Origin of the sequence: Solwaraspora sp. WMMA2056, assembly GCF_030345095.1 — a bacterium.
GTDB lineage: Bacteria > Actinomycetota > Actinomycetes > Mycobacteriales > Micromonosporaceae > Micromonospora_E.
On sequence record NZ_CP128360.1, the window covers coordinates 187,266 to 202,243 of the forward strand.

The window sequence follows — 14,978 nt, forward strand, 5'->3', positions numbered from 1 at the left end:
GCTGCGTGCCCACGCGTGGGCCGGCGTACGGCGCCGGCCGCTCCTTCACTCGGATCGTCCGGCACGTTCCTGCCGGTGAAAGGAAGCATCGACCATGGCTACGGTCACGTACGAACAGGCGTCGCGCATCTACGCGGGCACCGAACGCCCCGCCGTCAACAAGCTGAACCTCGAGATCGGCGACGGCGAGTTCCTGGTGCTGGTCGGCCCCTCCGGTTGTGGTAAGTCCACCAGCCTGCGGATGCTCGCCGGCCTGGAGGACGTCGACGAGGGCCGCATCCTCATCGACGACCGCGACGTCACGCACCTGCCGCCGAAGGCCCGCGACATCGCGATGGTCTTCCAGAACTACGCGCTCTACCCGCACATGACGGTGTACGAGAACATGGCCTTCGCGCTGAAGCTGCGCCGGACCTCGAAGGCGGAGATCGACCAGCGGGTCAAGAAGGCCGCGGCCCTGCTGCAGCTGGAGGAGTACCTCAACCGCAAGCCGAAGGCGCTCTCCGGTGGTCAGCGTCAGCGGGTCGCGATGGGCCGCGCGATCGTCCGGGAGCCGCAGGTCTTCCTGATGGACGAGCCGCTGTCGAACCTCGACGCGAAGCTGCGGGTGCAGACCCGTACCCAGATCGCCTCGCTGCAGGCCAGCCTCGGTGTCACGACCGTCTACGTCACCCACGACCAGGTCGAGGCGATGACGATGGGTCACCGGGTGGCGGTGCTGCTCGACGGCGAACTTCAGCAGGTCGACACCCCCCGGAACCTGTACGACGCACCGGCGAACGTGTTCGTCGCCGGCTTCATGGGTTCGCCGGCGATGAACATCAAGACCGTTCCGCTGACCGACAACGGCGCGGTCTTCGCCGAGATGGTCGTGCAGCTGAGCCGGGAGCAGATCGAGGCGGCGAAGGCCGGTGGCAACAACCGGGTCACCGTCGGTTTCCGGCCGGAGGACTGCGACCTGGTCGGCGCGACCGAGGGTGGCATGCCGATGGTCGTCGAACTGGTCGAGGACCTCGGTTCGGACGCCAACGTCTACGGCCACGCGACCCTGGACGGCAGCTCCGAGCGGTTCGTGGTGCGGACCGACCGGCGGCACATGCCGGCGATGAACGACACCGTGTTCGTCCGGCCCCGGCCGGGTCAGCACCACGCGTTCCACGCCACCAACGGCCACCGCCTCTGAGGTCTCCGGAACACCGGGCTTTACGCGGCACGGACGGCCGGCCTCCCCGCTTCGGGGAGGCCGGCCGTCCGGTTGTGGGACCCGCGGACAGCGGGGCCGCCACTGCCCGCGGGGGTCTCTGCAGGGAGCCGGGTCAGACCGGCAGCTTGCCGGCTCCGGCGGTGAGCGCGGTGTAGAGCGGGACGACGGCGGCCGGCAGCACCGGCCCGTGCCGCAGGGTCGGCGTCCAGCCGGCGTCCGCGCCGAGGTCCGGGTCGTTGACCTCGTTGTACGCGGCGAGCAGGCTGGCCGGCCGCAGTGGCCGGTGGCCCTGGGCGACCCAGCTGCCCTGCTCGCTGACCACCGTGCCGCCCCAGTCGTAGAGCAGGTCGGCGGTGGTGATCCCGGCGCCGAGTTCGAACGCGTTGTTCTCCAGGTACGGCGCGCCCTGCACGCCGACGCCGACGGCGTACTCGAATCCGTCGCCGCGCAGTTGGTAGTGGTTGTTGTAGATGTCGACCTGACCGAACCGGATTCGGGGCAGGCGTTGCAGGCTGCCGTCGAAGACGTTGTGGTGCAGGGTCACGTTGAGCCGGCCGACGTCCGGGCCGACGGTGTTCGACGAGCCGATCAGCATGACCTTGTCGCGGCCGTCGAACCGGTTGTACGAGACGGTGACCAGGCTGGCGGTGTGGGTGATGTCGAGTGCCCCGTCGTGCACCTGCAGCGGTCGACCGAAGTGGACCGGCTGGGCGCTGTCCGGGTTGTCGCCGTCGGTGAACGTGTTGTGGTCGACCCAGACGTTCTCGGAGCGGCGGACCGACATCAGGTCGTACTGCGAGTTCCAGTTGCCGGCCTCGCCGTCGTTCGGCGACCAGGCCGGGAAACAGTCGTACGCGTCGTCGAAGACGACGTTGCGGACGATGACGTTGTTGGCGCTGTCGACCATCAGGGTGAGATTGTGCAGCCGCGCGCCGCGCAGGCCGATGATGGTGGTGTTCGGGCCCACGTTGATCTGGGTGTGCCGGGTCTGATTGGTGACCGACCGTCGGCGGGCGTCCTCCAGCGGGCCGCTCGGGTTGACCCGCCCCCACACCGCCGGGTCGTAGGTGGCCAGGAACTCGTCGAAATCGTATTCGGGGTCGGCCAGGTCGGCGCAGTTCAGCAGTGCACCATCCGGCCCCTCGAAACCGTTGATCGCGCCTTTCAGATAGATGATCTTCGGAGTATCGTTGGTCCGGTTGGTGGCGTTGTCCCCGCCGAGCGCGGCGATCAGTTCGGCCCGGCTGTCGACGACGTGGACGTCGTCGGCGGCAGCCGACGAACCGCCGGTGGTGCCGGGACCTGCGGCGGCCCAGCCGTCGTTGGCCGGCAGCACCTGCCGGCCCAGGTGCCGGGCCGCCCAGGACAGCCGGTCGGAGTCCCTGCCGGCACCCGCCACGGCCGCCGTCGCCGGCAGCACGGCCACGAGCGCCACTCCGACGACAACGGCGGTCATTCTCCTAAGTCGCATTGCCACACGATAAAATCTCACGAAGAAGCAAGTCAATGGACTTCGTTTGCAGATTGTTTGCAGATTAATCGGGCACAATTTGTTTACCCGGCGAATATTCGCCGAGGTCGGTGACATTTCGTCCGATTTTCTCACTACCGATGTGGCTGCCGATTTGCAAGGACTCAGCCGCCGGCGGGCACCTCCCGTCCCAGTCGGATCCGCTGTGGCCGTACCGCCCAGGGCACCTCGTGCTCGGCGAACAGCGACATCTCGACGGCGCTGCGCCGGACGATCCCGTTGATCCCACTGATCGTCACCACCCGGTCGGCCCCGGCGGTGCCGGTGGCGACCACGTGCGCGGCGTCGACCAGCCGGGGTGCCGGCGCGGCCTGCACGGCCGCCAGCACCTCGGTGAACGGCGCGGTCCGCGCCAGCGGGGCGATCAGCGGTACGCCGCCCGGGTCCCGCCGGTGCGCCAGCAGATTCTGCAACAGCCCGGTCCGCCCCGGCACCAGCCGCATCGCCGCCTCGCCGGGCAGCCGCAGCCGGTCGGTCGGATACTCCAGCACGGCGGTGCCGGCCGTGCCGTGCACCAGCACCTCACCGGCGATGAAGTCCTCCCCGGCCAGGGTCACCGCGACCACGATCGACAGCCCGGAGTCCAGCGTGATCCGCATCGACGCGGTGTCGTCGACCTCGATCGGGCGCACCCGGTAGCGCTCCAGCTCGACCAGCACCGGCCGGCCGCCGCCCACCGCAGCGGCCACCGCCAGGCACTGCATGGTGGCGTGCGCCAACGGGTTGGCCAACGCCCCGTCCAGCGACGGCCGGCCGTCGACGCTGCGCCGCCCGGCCCACGGCGACCGCTGGTAGTAGGCGTCGTCGCGCTGCCAGGCGGCGACCGTGGCGATGCCGGTGACCGTACCGAGCCGGCCGTCGGTCGCCGCCCGGGTCAGCTCGGCCAGGGCCGCCGACCCGAGGGCCTGGAAGCCGACCTGGCAGACCCGGCCGTGCCGGTCCAGGGCCTCGGCGAGCCGCCGGTGCTCGTCGAGGTTCACCACCGGCGGCTTCTCCAGCAGCAGGTCGGCGCCGGCGGCGAGCGCGTCGAGGGCGATCGGCAGATGCGTGTACGGCGGCGTGCAGATCACCACCACGTCCGGGCTGGTCCGCTCCAGCAACTGCCGATGGTCGGTCGACACCTCGACGTCGTCGGGAATCGGCGCGTCCGGTGCCGGCGTCACCGGCCGTACGTCGACCAGGCCGACCAGACGCAGCGCACCGGCGGCGTGCAGCGGGGCGATCTGCCGCCGGTGCCACAGGCCGTGGCCGTTGGCACCGATCAGGGCCACCCGGGGCGGGGTGTTCGTCACGTTCGGGAACCTCCGGTGGGTCAGGTCGCCGCGCCGGTCACCGTACCGGCCGCCCCGTGGGTGTCCAGCGCGGTCAGCCAGGTCACGATGTCGCGCCGGACCTGCTCGTCGACGGCCAGCTCGGGCGGGAAGATCTCGGTCAGGCCGAGCAGCGCCGGCACCACCGAGGCGGGCGTACCGGTGCTTGTGGCCAGCGCGGCACGGATCCGCCCGGCCAGCGGGTCGTCCAGCGGCAGCGCCGCGCCGTCGTCGGCCCGGCCCTGGACGAACCGCATCCAGGCCGCGACGACCAGCGCCGACCAGTACGCCGAGTGCCCGCCCGCCCGCCGGTCGGCGATGGTGTGCAGCACCCGCTGCGGCAGCTTCTGCGACCCGTCCATCGCCACCTGGATGGTGCGGTGGCGGATCGCCGGGTTGGCGAAGCGGTCCAGCACCGATTCGCCGTACCCGATCACCGACACCCCGTCGGGTGGGGTGAAGCTGGCCGCGACGTCCTCGGCGATCATCCGCCGCAGCACGTCGGCCAGGCCGGGCAGCCGCAGCGTCTCGGCGATGGTCTCCTGCCCGGCCAGCGCCCCGAGGTAGGCGATGGCCGAGTGGACGCCGTTGAGGGCGCGCAGCTTGAGCCGTTCCCACGGGCCGGCGTCGCCGGTCAGCACCGCACCGGCCCGGTCCCAGGCGGGCCGGCCGCCGGGAAAGTCATCCTCGACCACCCACTGCGAGTACGGTTCCCCGGCGATCGCCGCCAGATCCCGCACCCCGAGCGCCGAAGCGGCGGTGTCCAGGGTCTGCGCGGTGGCGGCCGGCACGATCCGGTCGACCATGGTGCCGGGGAAGGTGACGTGGGCGTGCACCCAGTCGGTGGTCGCGTCGGGCACTTTCGCGTACGCCAGGGCCTCGTGGACCAGGCCGCGCAGCCGGTGGCCGTTGGACGGCAGGTTGTCGCAGCTGACCAGGGCGATCGGGCCGGCGTCGGCGGCGGCCCGGGCGGCGAGCCCGCGCAGCAGCAGGCCGGGCACGGTCGTCGGCGGCCGGTCGGTGCTCAGGTCGGCGGCGACGGCCTCGTCCGGGCGCAGCTCGCCGGTGACCGGGTCCAGCTGGTACGCCTTCTCCGTCACCGTCAACGTGACCACCCGGATCGCCGGGTCGGCCAGCAGCGCCACGATCGCCGTCGGGTCGCTGGCGGCGTGCCGGACCCCGGCGAACGCGCCGACTACCTTGGTCTGCGCGCCGGCGGCGGACAAGGTGGTGACGCTGAACAGGCCGTCCTGGTCGGTGAGCCGGCGGACCACGTCGACGTTGCGCGGGGCGACGCCGACGATGCCCCAGTCGCCGCCGGCGGCGGCGATCGCCCGCTCGGTGTAGACGGCCTGATGGGCCCGGTGGAACGCACCGAGTCCGAGGTGGACGATGCCGGCGCCGACGTCGCCGGGGCGGATCAGTGGCCGGCTGGCCGTCGGTACCCGGTCGAGGGTGCCCAGGCCGAGCAGCGGGATGTCGCCGTTCACCGCCACACCGGCCCGTCCGGGAAGGAGAACTCGGCGATCGACGCGGGCTTCATGGTGGCGCTGTAGCCGGGCTGGTCGGGCACCAGGTAGCGCCCGCCCCGGGTGCGGACCGGGTCGACGAAGTGTTCGTGCAGGTGGTCGACGTACTCGACCATCCGCCCGTCGAGCGAGGTGCCGACCCGCAGGTAGTCGAAGATCGCCAGGTGCTGCACGTACTCGCAGAGGCCGACGCCACCGGCGTGCGGGCAGATCGGTACGCCGAACTTGGCGGCCAGCAGGATCACCGACAGCACCTCGTTGACCCCGGCGATGCGGCACGCGTCGATCTGGCAGACCCGGATCGCCTCGGCCTGCATCAGCTGTTTGAAGATGACCCGGTTGGCGGCGACCTCGCCGGTGGCGACCCGGCAGCGCCCGTCGGACAGTTCGGTGACGGCGGCGGCGATCCGGGCGTGGCCGAGCACGTCGTCGGCGTGCGTCGGCTCCTCGATCCAGTACGGGTCGACCTCGACCAGCCGGGCCATGTTGGCGATCGCCTCGTCGACGTCCCACACCTGGTTGGCGTCCATCATCAGCAGCGCGTCCGGGCCGATCTCGGCGCGGATGATCCGCGCCCGGCGGACGTCGTCGTCGATCGGGCCGCCGACCTTCATTTTCATCGCCCGCCACCCGTCGGCGTACGCCGCCCGGGTCAACGCGCGGACCTTGTCGTCGGGGTAGCCGAGCCAGCCGACCGAGGTGGTGTACGACGGGAACCCGTCGCGCTGCAGCTCGGCGAGCCGGTCGGCCTGGCCGACCAGCCCCTTGTCCAGGATCGCGGCGGCCTCGTCGGGGGTGATCGCGTCGCTGATGTGGTGGAAGTCGATGCTGGCGACCAGCTCGTCGGTCGGCATTTCGGCCAGCAGCCGCCACAGCGGCTTGCCCTCCAGCTTGGCCCGCAGGTCCCAGACGGCGTTGACCAGCGCGCCGGACGCCATGTGGATGACGCCCTTCTCCGGCCCGAGCCAGCGCAGCTGCACGTCGGCGGTGAGTGAGCGCCAGAAGGCGACCGGTTCGGCGACGATCTCGGCGACGGTCCGGCCGGTGACGTGGTGGGCCAACGCGCGTACCGCCGCGCAGGTGATCTCGTTGCCGCGGCCGTTGGTGAAGGTGAAGCCGGCACCGAAGACCCCGCCGGGCGCGTCGGTGCGCAGTTCGACGTAGGTGGCCGAGTAGTCGCCCCGGTTGATCGCGTCCGAGCCGTCGCCGGCGGCGGCGGTCGGGAACCGTACGTCGTGCACGTCGACGCCGGTGATGGTGACGCTCATGACAACTTTTCCCCGATCTTGAAGACCCGCTTGGGCAGGCGGTACGCCAGGTCGACGATGGTCTCGGCGGCCTCGTCGAGGCTGAGCCGGTGCTCGGCGACGAGCCGGGCCAGGTAGCCGGCGTCGATGCGGCGGGCCACGTCGTGGCGGGCCGGGATCGAGCAGAACGCCCGGGTGTCGTCGACGAAGCCGGCGGTGTTGTAGAAGCCGGCGGTCTCGGTGACCGCCTCCCGGAACCGGCGCAGCACCTCCGGGGAGTCCAGGAACCACCAGGGGGCGCCGAGGTAGAGGGCGGCGTACCCACCGGCGAGTGGGGCGAGCTCCCGGGTGAAGGTGTACTCGTCGAGGGTGTAGACGACGATCCGCAGCCTCGGGTCGTTGCCGTAGGCGTCGAGCAGCGCGGTCAGCGCGTGCAGGTACTCGGTGGCCTGCGGGATGTCGCCGCCGACGTCGCGGCCGTGGGTGGCGTACAGCCACTTGTTGTGGTTGCGCACCGAGCCGGGGTGCAGCTGCATCACCATGCCGTCCTCGATGGACATCCGGGCGAACTCGACGAGCATGTGCGCCCGGAACGCCTCGGCGTCGGCGGCGGTGGCGACGCCGCGCAGCCCCCGGTCGTACAGTTCGGCGGCTTCGCGCTGGTCCAGCCGCAGGGTGAGGGCGGTCAGGTGGCCGTGGTCGGAGCTGGTCGCGCCGGCGGCGACGAAGGCCTGCCGGCGGGAGCGCAGGGCGTCGAGGAAACCGGCGTACGTGCCGGTGTCCGTTCCGGTGATCACGCCGAGGGCGGCGACGTTGTCGACCCAGCCGTCGAACTCGAAGTCGACGACGTTGTCCGGCCGGAACGTGGTGATCACCCGCCCGCCGGGGCCGCCCCAGCCGTCGGCGGCGAGCTTGGCGTGCCGGCCGAGGTCGTCCAGGGGCGACTCGGTGGTGGCCAGCACCTCGATGTTGAAGCGGTCGAACAGGGCCCGGGGCCGGTACGCCGGCTCGGCCAGCCGCGCCGCGATGGTGTCGTAGACCTCGTCGGCGGTCTGCGCGCTCAGCCCGACGGTCACCCCGAACACCTCGGCGAAGGTCTTCTCCAGCCACAGCCGTGACGGGGTGCCCCGGAACAGGTGCCAGTTGGCGGCGAGCCGACGCCAGATGGCCCGCCCGTCGGTCTCGGCGGCGTAGTCGCCGTCCCCGGCCGGCGGCCGGGCCCGAATCCCGGCCCGCAGCGGTACGCCGAGGTCGCCCGGCGGGATGCCCTGGCTGAGCAGCATCCGGGTGACGTAGTGGTCCGGTACGACGAGCAGCCGGGCCGGGTCCGGGAACGGCTCGTCGTCGGCGAGGATCGCCGGGTCGACGTGGCCGTGCGGGGAGATGATCGGCAGGTGCCGGGCGTAGCCGTAGAGCTCGCGGGCGATCGCCCGTTGGGTGGGTTCGGCCGGAAACAGCTGGTCGGCCAGCGGGCCGGCGCTCGCGGATGCCGGGTCGGGTTGCAGGGACACGGAAGCAGGCTCCTCGCGGTCAGGCAGGGTCGGGAAGGTCGCCGGTCAGTCGACGGTGAGCAGGTCGGCGACCCGCACCGGTTGGCCGGTCTCGAAGGACCGGTTCGCGGCCAGGCCGGTGAGCAGGGCGAGCGCGCCGTCGCGGGCGGTGGCACCCCGGCCCATCGGGTCGGTCGCGCCGCCGAAGAGCACGGCGGTCATCTTGGCGTCGGCCCCGCCGTGGCCGGTCCGGGTGTAGCCGGCGACCGGCACCTGCCGGGGCTGCTCCCAGAACGGCCGGACAGTGATCTTGGCCCAGCCCTCCTCGACCGCCGCCTGGACGCCGTGCAACGCGGCACCCTTGAGTTCACCGGCGGCGTACGGGCTGACGAAGTCGCTCTCCACCACCTCCAGCTCGAGCCGACCCCGGCTGCCATTGAACATCACCCGGTAGCCCTCCCAGGGGGCGTACGCGGTGAGGTGGTACGTCATCGTGGCCCCGGTGGAGTAGGTGGCCAGCACCGACATGTCGTCCTCGATGGTCACTCCGGGGGCGAAGACATTCTGGTCACGGTGGTAGCCGTCCTCGGCCTCGGCTTCCAGGTAGAGCGCCCGCAGCCGGGGGTGGGCGGCCAGTTGCAGGGCGAACGGGTCACCGGCGGCGGCGACCTCGCCGTGCGCCCGGTCGTAGTCGCGGGCGTAGCCGTGGCGGCGGCCGGACTCGCCGTAGAAGAACAGCCGGCCGGCCGCGTAGACCTGCACCGGGGCCGCGTCCAGCCACCAGTTGACCAGGTCGAAGTGGTGGCTTGCCTTGTGCACCATCAGCCCGCCGGAGTTGGCCTTGTCGCGGTGCCAGCGGCGGAAGTAGTCGGCACCGTGGCGCACGTCGAGCAGCCATTCGAAGTGCACCGAGCCGACCTCGCCGATCTCGCCGTCGGCGAGGACCTGGCGGACCCGTTCGTGCAACGGGTTGTAGCGGTAGTTGAAGGCGACCTGCACGCTGCGCCCGGTCTGTGCGACCGCGTCGAGGATCCGCTGGCAGCGGGGCACGTCGACGGTCATCGGCTTCTCGGTGATCACGTCGCAGCCGGCGTGCAGGGCGGCGACGATGTACTCGTCGTGCACCCGGTCGACGGTGGTGACCAGTGCGACGTCGACCCGTTCCTTGCCGAGCATGGTGACGAATTCGCTGGCCGGGTACGTCGCGACGGCGTCGCGGCCGAGCTCCTCCAGCCAGGCGTTGTGCGCGTCCATCCGGGCCTGGTTGCTGTCGGCGAAGGCGACGAGCTCGGCGGTGTCGCGGTGGTCGAGCACCAGGGCGCGGACGAACATCTCGGCGCGGGCGCCGGTGCCGACGAGCGCGTAGCGCAGCCGCCGATCGGGTTCTGGGGACATCGCTGCTCCGCCTCCGGTTGGCTGCAAAGGTTTGCAGCCGAAGTTGCCACGAGACCAACACTCTCGTCAATGCCCGCTCGGCAACCGGTCCGATTCATCCGCTAACGCGAGGTTATGAACACTCCGCAGGACCGTCGCCGCAACAAATACGCAATCGAAGACCGTTGACACCTGAGCAACCGTTTGCATTAATTGGCGGACCACGTGACCCCAGCCACACACCGGTCACCGTCCGCGCCCGCCGGGCCGGTGCACCGCTTCGACCCCAAGGACCGCGCGTGCCAGCCACCATTCGAGACGTCGCCCGGGCCTGCGGAGTGCACATCTCCACCGTGTCCCGCACGTTCTCGGCCCCGCACCTGGTCAACCCGGAGACCCGCAGCCGGGTGCTGGCCTGTGCGGAACACCTCGGCTACCGCCCCAACCGGGCGGCCCGCGCGCTGATCACCGGCCGTACGCACAACATCGGGCTGATCGTCGCCGACATCGCCAACCCGTTCTTCCCACCGCTGATCAAGGCGGCGGAGAGCCAGGCCCGGCACCGCGACTACCACATCTTCGTCACCGACACCAACGAGGACCCGGCGGTCGAGGAGGAGCTGGTCCACGCCCTCGCCAAGCAGGTCGACGGGGTGCTGCTGTGCAGCCCCCGGATGAGCAACAGCCTGATCGAGCAGCTCAGCCGGGACGTACCGCTGGTGGTGATCAACCGGCAGGTGACCGGCCTGCCGAACGTGGTGATCGACGTCGGCCAGGGCGCCCGGCTCGCCGTGGAGCACCTGATCGGCCTCGGCCACCGCCGGATCGCCCTGCTCGGCGGCCCGCGCGGCTCATGGACCAACCGGGAGATCCGCCGCTCCGCGACCGCCGCGGTCCGCTCGACCGATGTCACGTTGACCGTGCTCGGCCCCAACCCGCCCACCGAGGGCGGCGGCATCGCCGCGGCGGACCAGGTCCGCCGCGCCGACGTCACCGCCGTCCTGGCCTACAACGACCTGATGGCGATCGGCCTGATCGAAGGGCTCGACGCACACGGGATCGCGGTGCCCCGCGACATCAGCGTGGTCGGCATCGACGACATCGCGCTGAGCCGGCTCACCCGGCCCAAACTGACGACGGTGGCCACACCCAACGCGGCCGCCGGCCGGGCGGCCGTCGACATGCTGCTCCAGCATGGCGACGACCGTCGCACCACCGCCCAGGTAACGCTCCAGACCGAGTTGGTCATCCGCGACTCGACGGGCCCGGAACCGCACCGCCATGCGGACCCGGGCGACGCGGCTGCCGCCGCGCCGGCCGATGTCGCCTCCTAACCCCAAGGAGTGAGCGCAATGCACCCCGCTACATCACCGACGGCAAACACGCCTGCCACGCGTGCTCACCGTACCCCCTTTGGTCGACGCCGCCTGCTGCGCGGCATCGCCGCCACGGCCGTCGTGCCGCTGGTCCTCGGCGTCGCCGCCTGCGGCGACGACGAGGCATCGACCGACCCCGACGCCCCGGTCACCATCGAGTTCTTCTGGTGGGGCGGCGAGGCCCGCGCGGAACTCACCGAACAGGCCCTCGACCTGTACGAGGAGAAGAACCCGAACGTCACCATCAACCCGACCTGGCAGGCGTTCACCGGCTACTACGACAAGCTGGCCACCATCTCCGCCGGCGGCAACGCCCCGGACATCTTCCAGATCGACGACAACGGCCTGGCCGAGTACGCCGGCCGCAACGTCACCCTGGACCTGACGCCGTTCGTGGAATCGGGCGACATCGACCTGAGCAACCACCCGGAGAGCCTGACCCAGTACGGGCAGATCGACGGCAAGCAGGTCGCGGTCGCCGCCGGCGAGAACACCCCGGCCCTGGTCTACGACAAGACCAAGATCGCCGAGTACGGGATGGAAGAGCCGCAGACCGGTTGGACGTACGACGAGTTCATCGCCTGGGCGGCCGAGCTGAGCACGAAGGCCGGCGGCGACTACTGGGGCGCGATGGACCCCAGCGCCGACTACAAGGCGCTCTGGCTCTGGCTGCGCTCGCAGGGCAAGGAGTTCTACGACGGGCCGAAGCTGGCCTTCACCGAGGCCGACCTGGTCGCCTGGTTCGAGATGTGGGTCGACGCGCGGGCCAAGGGCGCCACCCCGCCGGCCGACATCGTGCACGAGGCCGTCGGCGGCGGGGTCGCCGACCAGCTGGTGGTGACCGGCAAGGGAGCCACCTCGTTCATGTGGTCCAACCAGCTCGCCGAGCTGGGCAAGTCGACCACCAACGAGCTGGGCATCGTCGCGTACCCCGGCGACCCGAAGGGCCAGTGGGCGCGGGCGTCGCTGTACTGGGCGGGCTCCCGGGCGACCGACCACCCGGAGGTCGTCGCGGACGTCATCGACTTCCTGGCCAACGACCCGGAGGCGGCCGCCATCCTCGGCGTCGACCGGGGCCTGCCATCCAACCTGGACAACCGGGAGACCGTGCAGGCCGGCCTGGACGACCCGTACATGACCGCCACCGTCGCGTTCGAGAACGAGCTGATCCCGCAGATGGGCCCGGCACCCGCGCCGCCACCGCAGGGCCACGGCCCGCTGCGCTCCACCCTGGTCACCGTCGCCGAGAGCGTCACCTACGGCCAGGCCAGCCCGGCTGACGCCGCCGCCGAGTTCTTCCGACAGGCGCAAGCCACCCTGAAGTAGTCCGGGCCGGACCGGCGCACGGTCGTGGTGCCCACGGTGGACTCGCCGTGGGCACCACGACCCTTGACACCCAGAAAGGACCCCGATCGTGGCCATGACCACGAAACCCGCCCCGGCCACGAGCACTACTCCCCCGGCCCGCACCGTCAAGCGGCGCGGCAGCGCCCCGGGCGCCAGCCGCCGGCACGGCGAAGGGCTGGCCGGGTACGTCTTCCTCTCCCCGTGGCTGCTGGGGCTGATGGCGATCACCGCCTTCCCCATGCTGTTCTCGCTCTACCTGAGCTTCACCAACTACGACATCCTGTCGTCCTGGGAGTTCGTCGAATGGGTGGGCTTCGAGAACTACTGGGACCTGTTCGTCAACGACCAGACGTTCCGCCACTCGGTGTGGGTCACGCTGCTCTTCGCGTTCGTCGCCGTACCGCTGAAGTTGGCCGCCGCCCTCGGCGTCGCGCTGCTGCTCAACCGTGAGGTCCGCGGCGTCGGGCTGTTCCGCAGCCTGTTCTACCTGCCGTCGCTGCTCGGCGGCAGCGTCGCGCTGGCGCTGATCTGGCGGGCCATGTTCAGCGGCGACGGCGCGTTCAACGACTTCCTCGCCCTGTTCGGCATCACCGGCCGGCCCTGGGTCAACGACCCGGCGTGGGCGCTGGAGACCCTGATGGTGCTGGCCATCTGGCAGTTCGGCGCCCCGATGGTGATCTTCCTGGCCGGGCTCAAGCAGGTGCCGACCGAGCTGTACGAGGCGGCCTCGGTCGACGGTGCCGGCAAGGTCCGGCAGTTCTTCAACGTGACCCTGCCGATGCTCTCCCCGGTGATCTTCTTCAACCTGGTGCTGGAGACCATCAACGGGTTCCAGGGATTCACCGCCGCCTTCGTGATCAGCAACGGCACCGGTGGCCCGGTCGACTCGACCATGCTCTACACGCTGTACCTCTACGAGAAGGGCTTCACCGAGTTCCAGATGGGGTACGCGTCCGCGCTGGCCTGGGTCTTCCTGATCGCGATCGGCCTGATCACGGTGCTGTTCTTCAGCACCGGGCGGTTCTGGGTGCACTACTCGGACGGAGACAACGACTGATGACATCCCAGGCTGCTCCGTACACCCGACGCCGGGCCGGCACCGGCGTGCGCACCGTCGCCCGGGTGGCGATCCTGGTCGCCATCCTCGTCGTGGTCCTCTACCCGCTGATCTGGGTGGTCGGCTCGTCGCTGAAGTCGCCGACCGAGGTGGCCAGCAACCTGTCGGTCATCCCGCAGGACCCGACCTGGGCCAACTACCCGGACGGCTGGAACTACCTGCGCAACATCTCGTTCGGCCGGTTCTTCTGGAACAGCACGGTGATCGCCAGCGCCACGGTGGTCGCCAACGCGGTCTCCTGCCTGCTGGCGGCGTACGCCTTCGCGCGGCTGCGGTTCCGGGCCCGCAAGGTCTGGTTCGCAATCATGATCGGTACGTTGCTGCTGCCCAGCCACGTGCTGATCGTGCCGCAGTACATCATGTTCAACACGTTCGGCTGGATCGACACCCCACTGCCGTTGATCGTGCCGAAGCTGCTGGCCACCGAGGCGTTCTTCGTCTTCCTGATGGTCCAGTTCATGCGGGGCATCCCCCGTGACCTCGACGACGCCGCCAAGATCGACGGCTGCTCGCCGTTCGGGGTGTTCCGGTACGTCATCGTGCCGCTGGCCCGTCCGGCGCTGGTCACCACGGCGATCTTCTCGTTCATCTGGACCTGGAACGACTTCCTCACCCAGCTGATCTACCTGCCGAGTGTGGAAAGCTACACGGTGCCGATCGGGCTGCGACTGTTCATCGACTCCACCGGGCAGACCTCGCTCGGCCCGATGTTCGCCATGTCCGTGCTCTCCCTGCTGCCGGTCTTCCTTTTCTTCCTGGCGTTCCAGAAAATGCTGGTGCAGGGCATCAACACCAGCGGACTCAAGGGGTGACCACCGTGTCGCGACCCGACTGGCCGGACACCCCGGCCCCGGCTCGGGCCGACTGGCGCGACACCCTGCGGGCCGCCACCGACCTGGCGCTGCTGGGCATCGTCGCCGCGCTCGCCGCGGCCGCCGTGCTGACGGCGGGCGCGGCGGTCGCCACCGCCAGCACCGCCATCCACCGGTGGACGGTCGACGGCCACTGGCCGAGCCTGCGGGAGCTGGCCGGCGGCTTCTGGCGGGCACTGCTGCCCGGAGCCGCCGCCACCGCCGTGGCGGCCGTCGCGATCGGCGTACTCGGCGGCAACGCGGTGCTGATCTCCGCCGGGGTGGTGCCCGGCGGCACCGTCATGCTGGTCGGCACCCTGGTGCTGGCCGCGCTCGTCGCCGGCTTCGCCGGCCTCGTCGTGGTCGAGGTCGGGATCGGGGTCGGCCGGGCCGGTGCCGGCTGGCGAGCGGCGGTACGCCGTACCTGGCGGCTCGCCGAACGACGGCCGCTGGCGGTCCTGGCCGCCGCCGGGGTGGTCAGCCTGGCCGCCCTGCTCAGCGCCCTGACCATCCCGGTATTGGCACCGATCCTGCTCGGCTACACCCTGCACGGCCTGCACGCCGTGCGCCGCCGCCTCGACCCGCAGCAGTAGAACGTCACG

Annotated in this window: 12 protein-coding genes; 6 read left to right on the top strand and 6 right to left on the bottom strand. The window is 70.9% G+C overall.

The window, feature by feature from the left end:
- Positions 1–94 precede the first annotated feature (94 nt).
- Positions 95–1,183: an ABC transporter ATP-binding protein gene (locus O7608_RS00915; RefSeq protein WP_289208185.1), complete on the top strand. Its 1,089-nt coding sequence runs from the start codon at positions 95–97 to the stop codon at positions 1,181–1,183.
- 133 nt (positions 1,184–1,316) lie between these two features.
- Here the strand turns inward: O7608_RS00915 and O7608_RS00920 are convergent, their stop codons facing one another.
- The 6 genes from O7608_RS00920 to O7608_RS00945 form a co-directional block, all read right to left on the bottom strand.
- Positions 1,317–2,660, bottom strand: coding sequence for a pectate lyase family protein (locus O7608_RS00920; RefSeq protein WP_289208186.1), 1,344 nt, complete (start codon positions 2,658–2,660; stop codon positions 1,317–1,319).
- 179 nt (positions 2,661–2,839) lie between these two features.
- Positions 2,840–4,027 carry a Gfo/Idh/MocA family protein gene (locus tag O7608_RS00925; protein ID WP_289208187.1) on the bottom strand — a complete coding sequence of 396 codons (1,188 nt, stop codon included), beginning with the start codon at positions 4,025–4,027 and terminating at the stop codon, positions 2,840–2,842.
- A gap of 20 nt (positions 4,028–4,047) precedes the next feature.
- Positions 4,048–5,541: a mannitol dehydrogenase family protein gene (locus tag O7608_RS00930; protein ID WP_502959162.1), complete on the bottom strand. Its 1,494-nt coding sequence runs from the start codon at positions 5,539–5,541 to the stop codon at positions 4,048–4,050.
- The gene (locus tag O7608_RS00935) at positions 5,532–6,842 is read right to left on the bottom strand and encodes an enolase C-terminal domain-like protein (RefSeq protein WP_289208189.1); all 1,311 of its coding nucleotides are present in this window, start codon (positions 6,840–6,842) and stop codon (positions 5,532–5,534) included. Before O7608_RS00935 ends, O7608_RS00930 begins: the two co-directional genes overlap by 10 nt.
- Positions 6,839–8,326 carry a glucuronate isomerase gene (gene uxaC / locus O7608_RS00940; RefSeq protein WP_502959205.1) on the bottom strand — a complete coding sequence of 496 codons (1,488 nt, stop codon included), beginning with the start codon at positions 8,324–8,326 and terminating at the stop codon, positions 6,839–6,841. The genes O7608_RS00935 and uxaC overlap by 4 nt, the downstream gene beginning before the upstream one ends.
- A gap of 51 nt (positions 8,327–8,377) precedes the next feature.
- A complete protein-coding gene (locus O7608_RS00945; RefSeq protein ID WP_289208191.1) occupies positions 8,378–9,706 on the bottom strand; it encodes a Gfo/Idh/MocA family protein in 1,329 nt (442 codons plus the stop codon).
- Positions 9,707–9,984: 278 nt separating this feature from the next.
- Between O7608_RS00945 and O7608_RS00950 the strand changes: the two genes are divergently transcribed.
- The 5 genes from O7608_RS00950 to O7608_RS00970 all read left to right on the top strand — a co-directional run bounded on the left by O7608_RS00950 (position 9,985) and on the right by O7608_RS00970 (position 14,969).
- Positions 9,985–11,019 carry a LacI family DNA-binding transcriptional regulator gene (locus O7608_RS00950; RefSeq protein WP_289208192.1) on the top strand — a complete coding sequence of 345 codons (1,035 nt, stop codon included), beginning with the start codon at positions 9,985–9,987 and terminating at the stop codon, positions 11,017–11,019.
- An 18-nt stretch (positions 11,020–11,037) separates the two neighbouring features.
- Positions 11,038–12,387 carry an ABC transporter substrate-binding protein gene (locus tag O7608_RS00955; RefSeq protein WP_289208193.1) on the top strand — a complete coding sequence of 450 codons (1,350 nt, stop codon included), beginning with the start codon at positions 11,038–11,040 and terminating at the stop codon, positions 12,385–12,387.
- A gap of 88 nt (positions 12,388–12,475) precedes the next feature.
- Positions 12,476–13,465, top strand: coding sequence for a carbohydrate ABC transporter permease (locus O7608_RS00960; RefSeq protein ID WP_421357900.1), 990 nt, complete (start codon positions 12,476–12,478; stop codon positions 13,463–13,465).
- Positions 13,465–14,337 (top strand): carbohydrate ABC transporter permease, encoded by an 873-nt coding sequence (locus O7608_RS00965; RefSeq protein ID WP_289208195.1) that lies wholly within the window; start codon positions 13,465–13,467, stop codon positions 14,335–14,337. Before O7608_RS00960 ends, O7608_RS00965 begins: the two co-directional genes overlap by 1 nt.
- Before the next feature lie 5 nt (positions 14,338–14,342).
- Positions 14,343–14,969 (top strand): hypothetical protein, encoded by a 627-nt coding sequence (locus O7608_RS00970; protein WP_289208196.1) that lies wholly within the window; start codon positions 14,343–14,345, stop codon positions 14,967–14,969.
- The last annotated feature ends 9 nt before the right edge of the window (positions 14,970–14,978 follow it).

What these genes read in the sequence shown, in the direction of transcription:
- O7608_RS00915 (WP_289208185.1), top strand. Translation starts at nt 95, where the DNA reads ATGGCTACGGTCACGTACGAACAGGCGTCGCGCATCTACGCGGGCACC.
- O7608_RS00920 (WP_289208186.1), bottom strand. Translation starts at nt 2,660, where the DNA reads ATGACCGCCGTTGTCGTCGGAGTGGCGCTCGTGGCCGTGCTGCCGGCG.
- O7608_RS00935 (WP_289208189.1), bottom strand. Translation starts at nt 6,842, where the DNA reads ATGAGCGTCACCATCACCGGCGTCGACGTGCACGACGTACGGTTCCCG.
- O7608_RS00945 (WP_289208191.1), bottom strand. Translation starts at nt 9,706, where the DNA reads ATGTCCCCAGAACCCGATCGGCGGCTGCGCTACGCGCTCGTCGGCACC.
- O7608_RS00955 (WP_289208193.1), top strand. Translation starts at nt 11,038, where the DNA reads ATGCACCCCGCTACATCACCGACGGCAAACACGCCTGCCACGCGTGCT.
- O7608_RS00965 (WP_289208195.1), top strand. Translation starts at nt 13,465, where the DNA reads ATGACATCCCAGGCTGCTCCGTACACCCGACGCCGGGCCGGCACCGGC.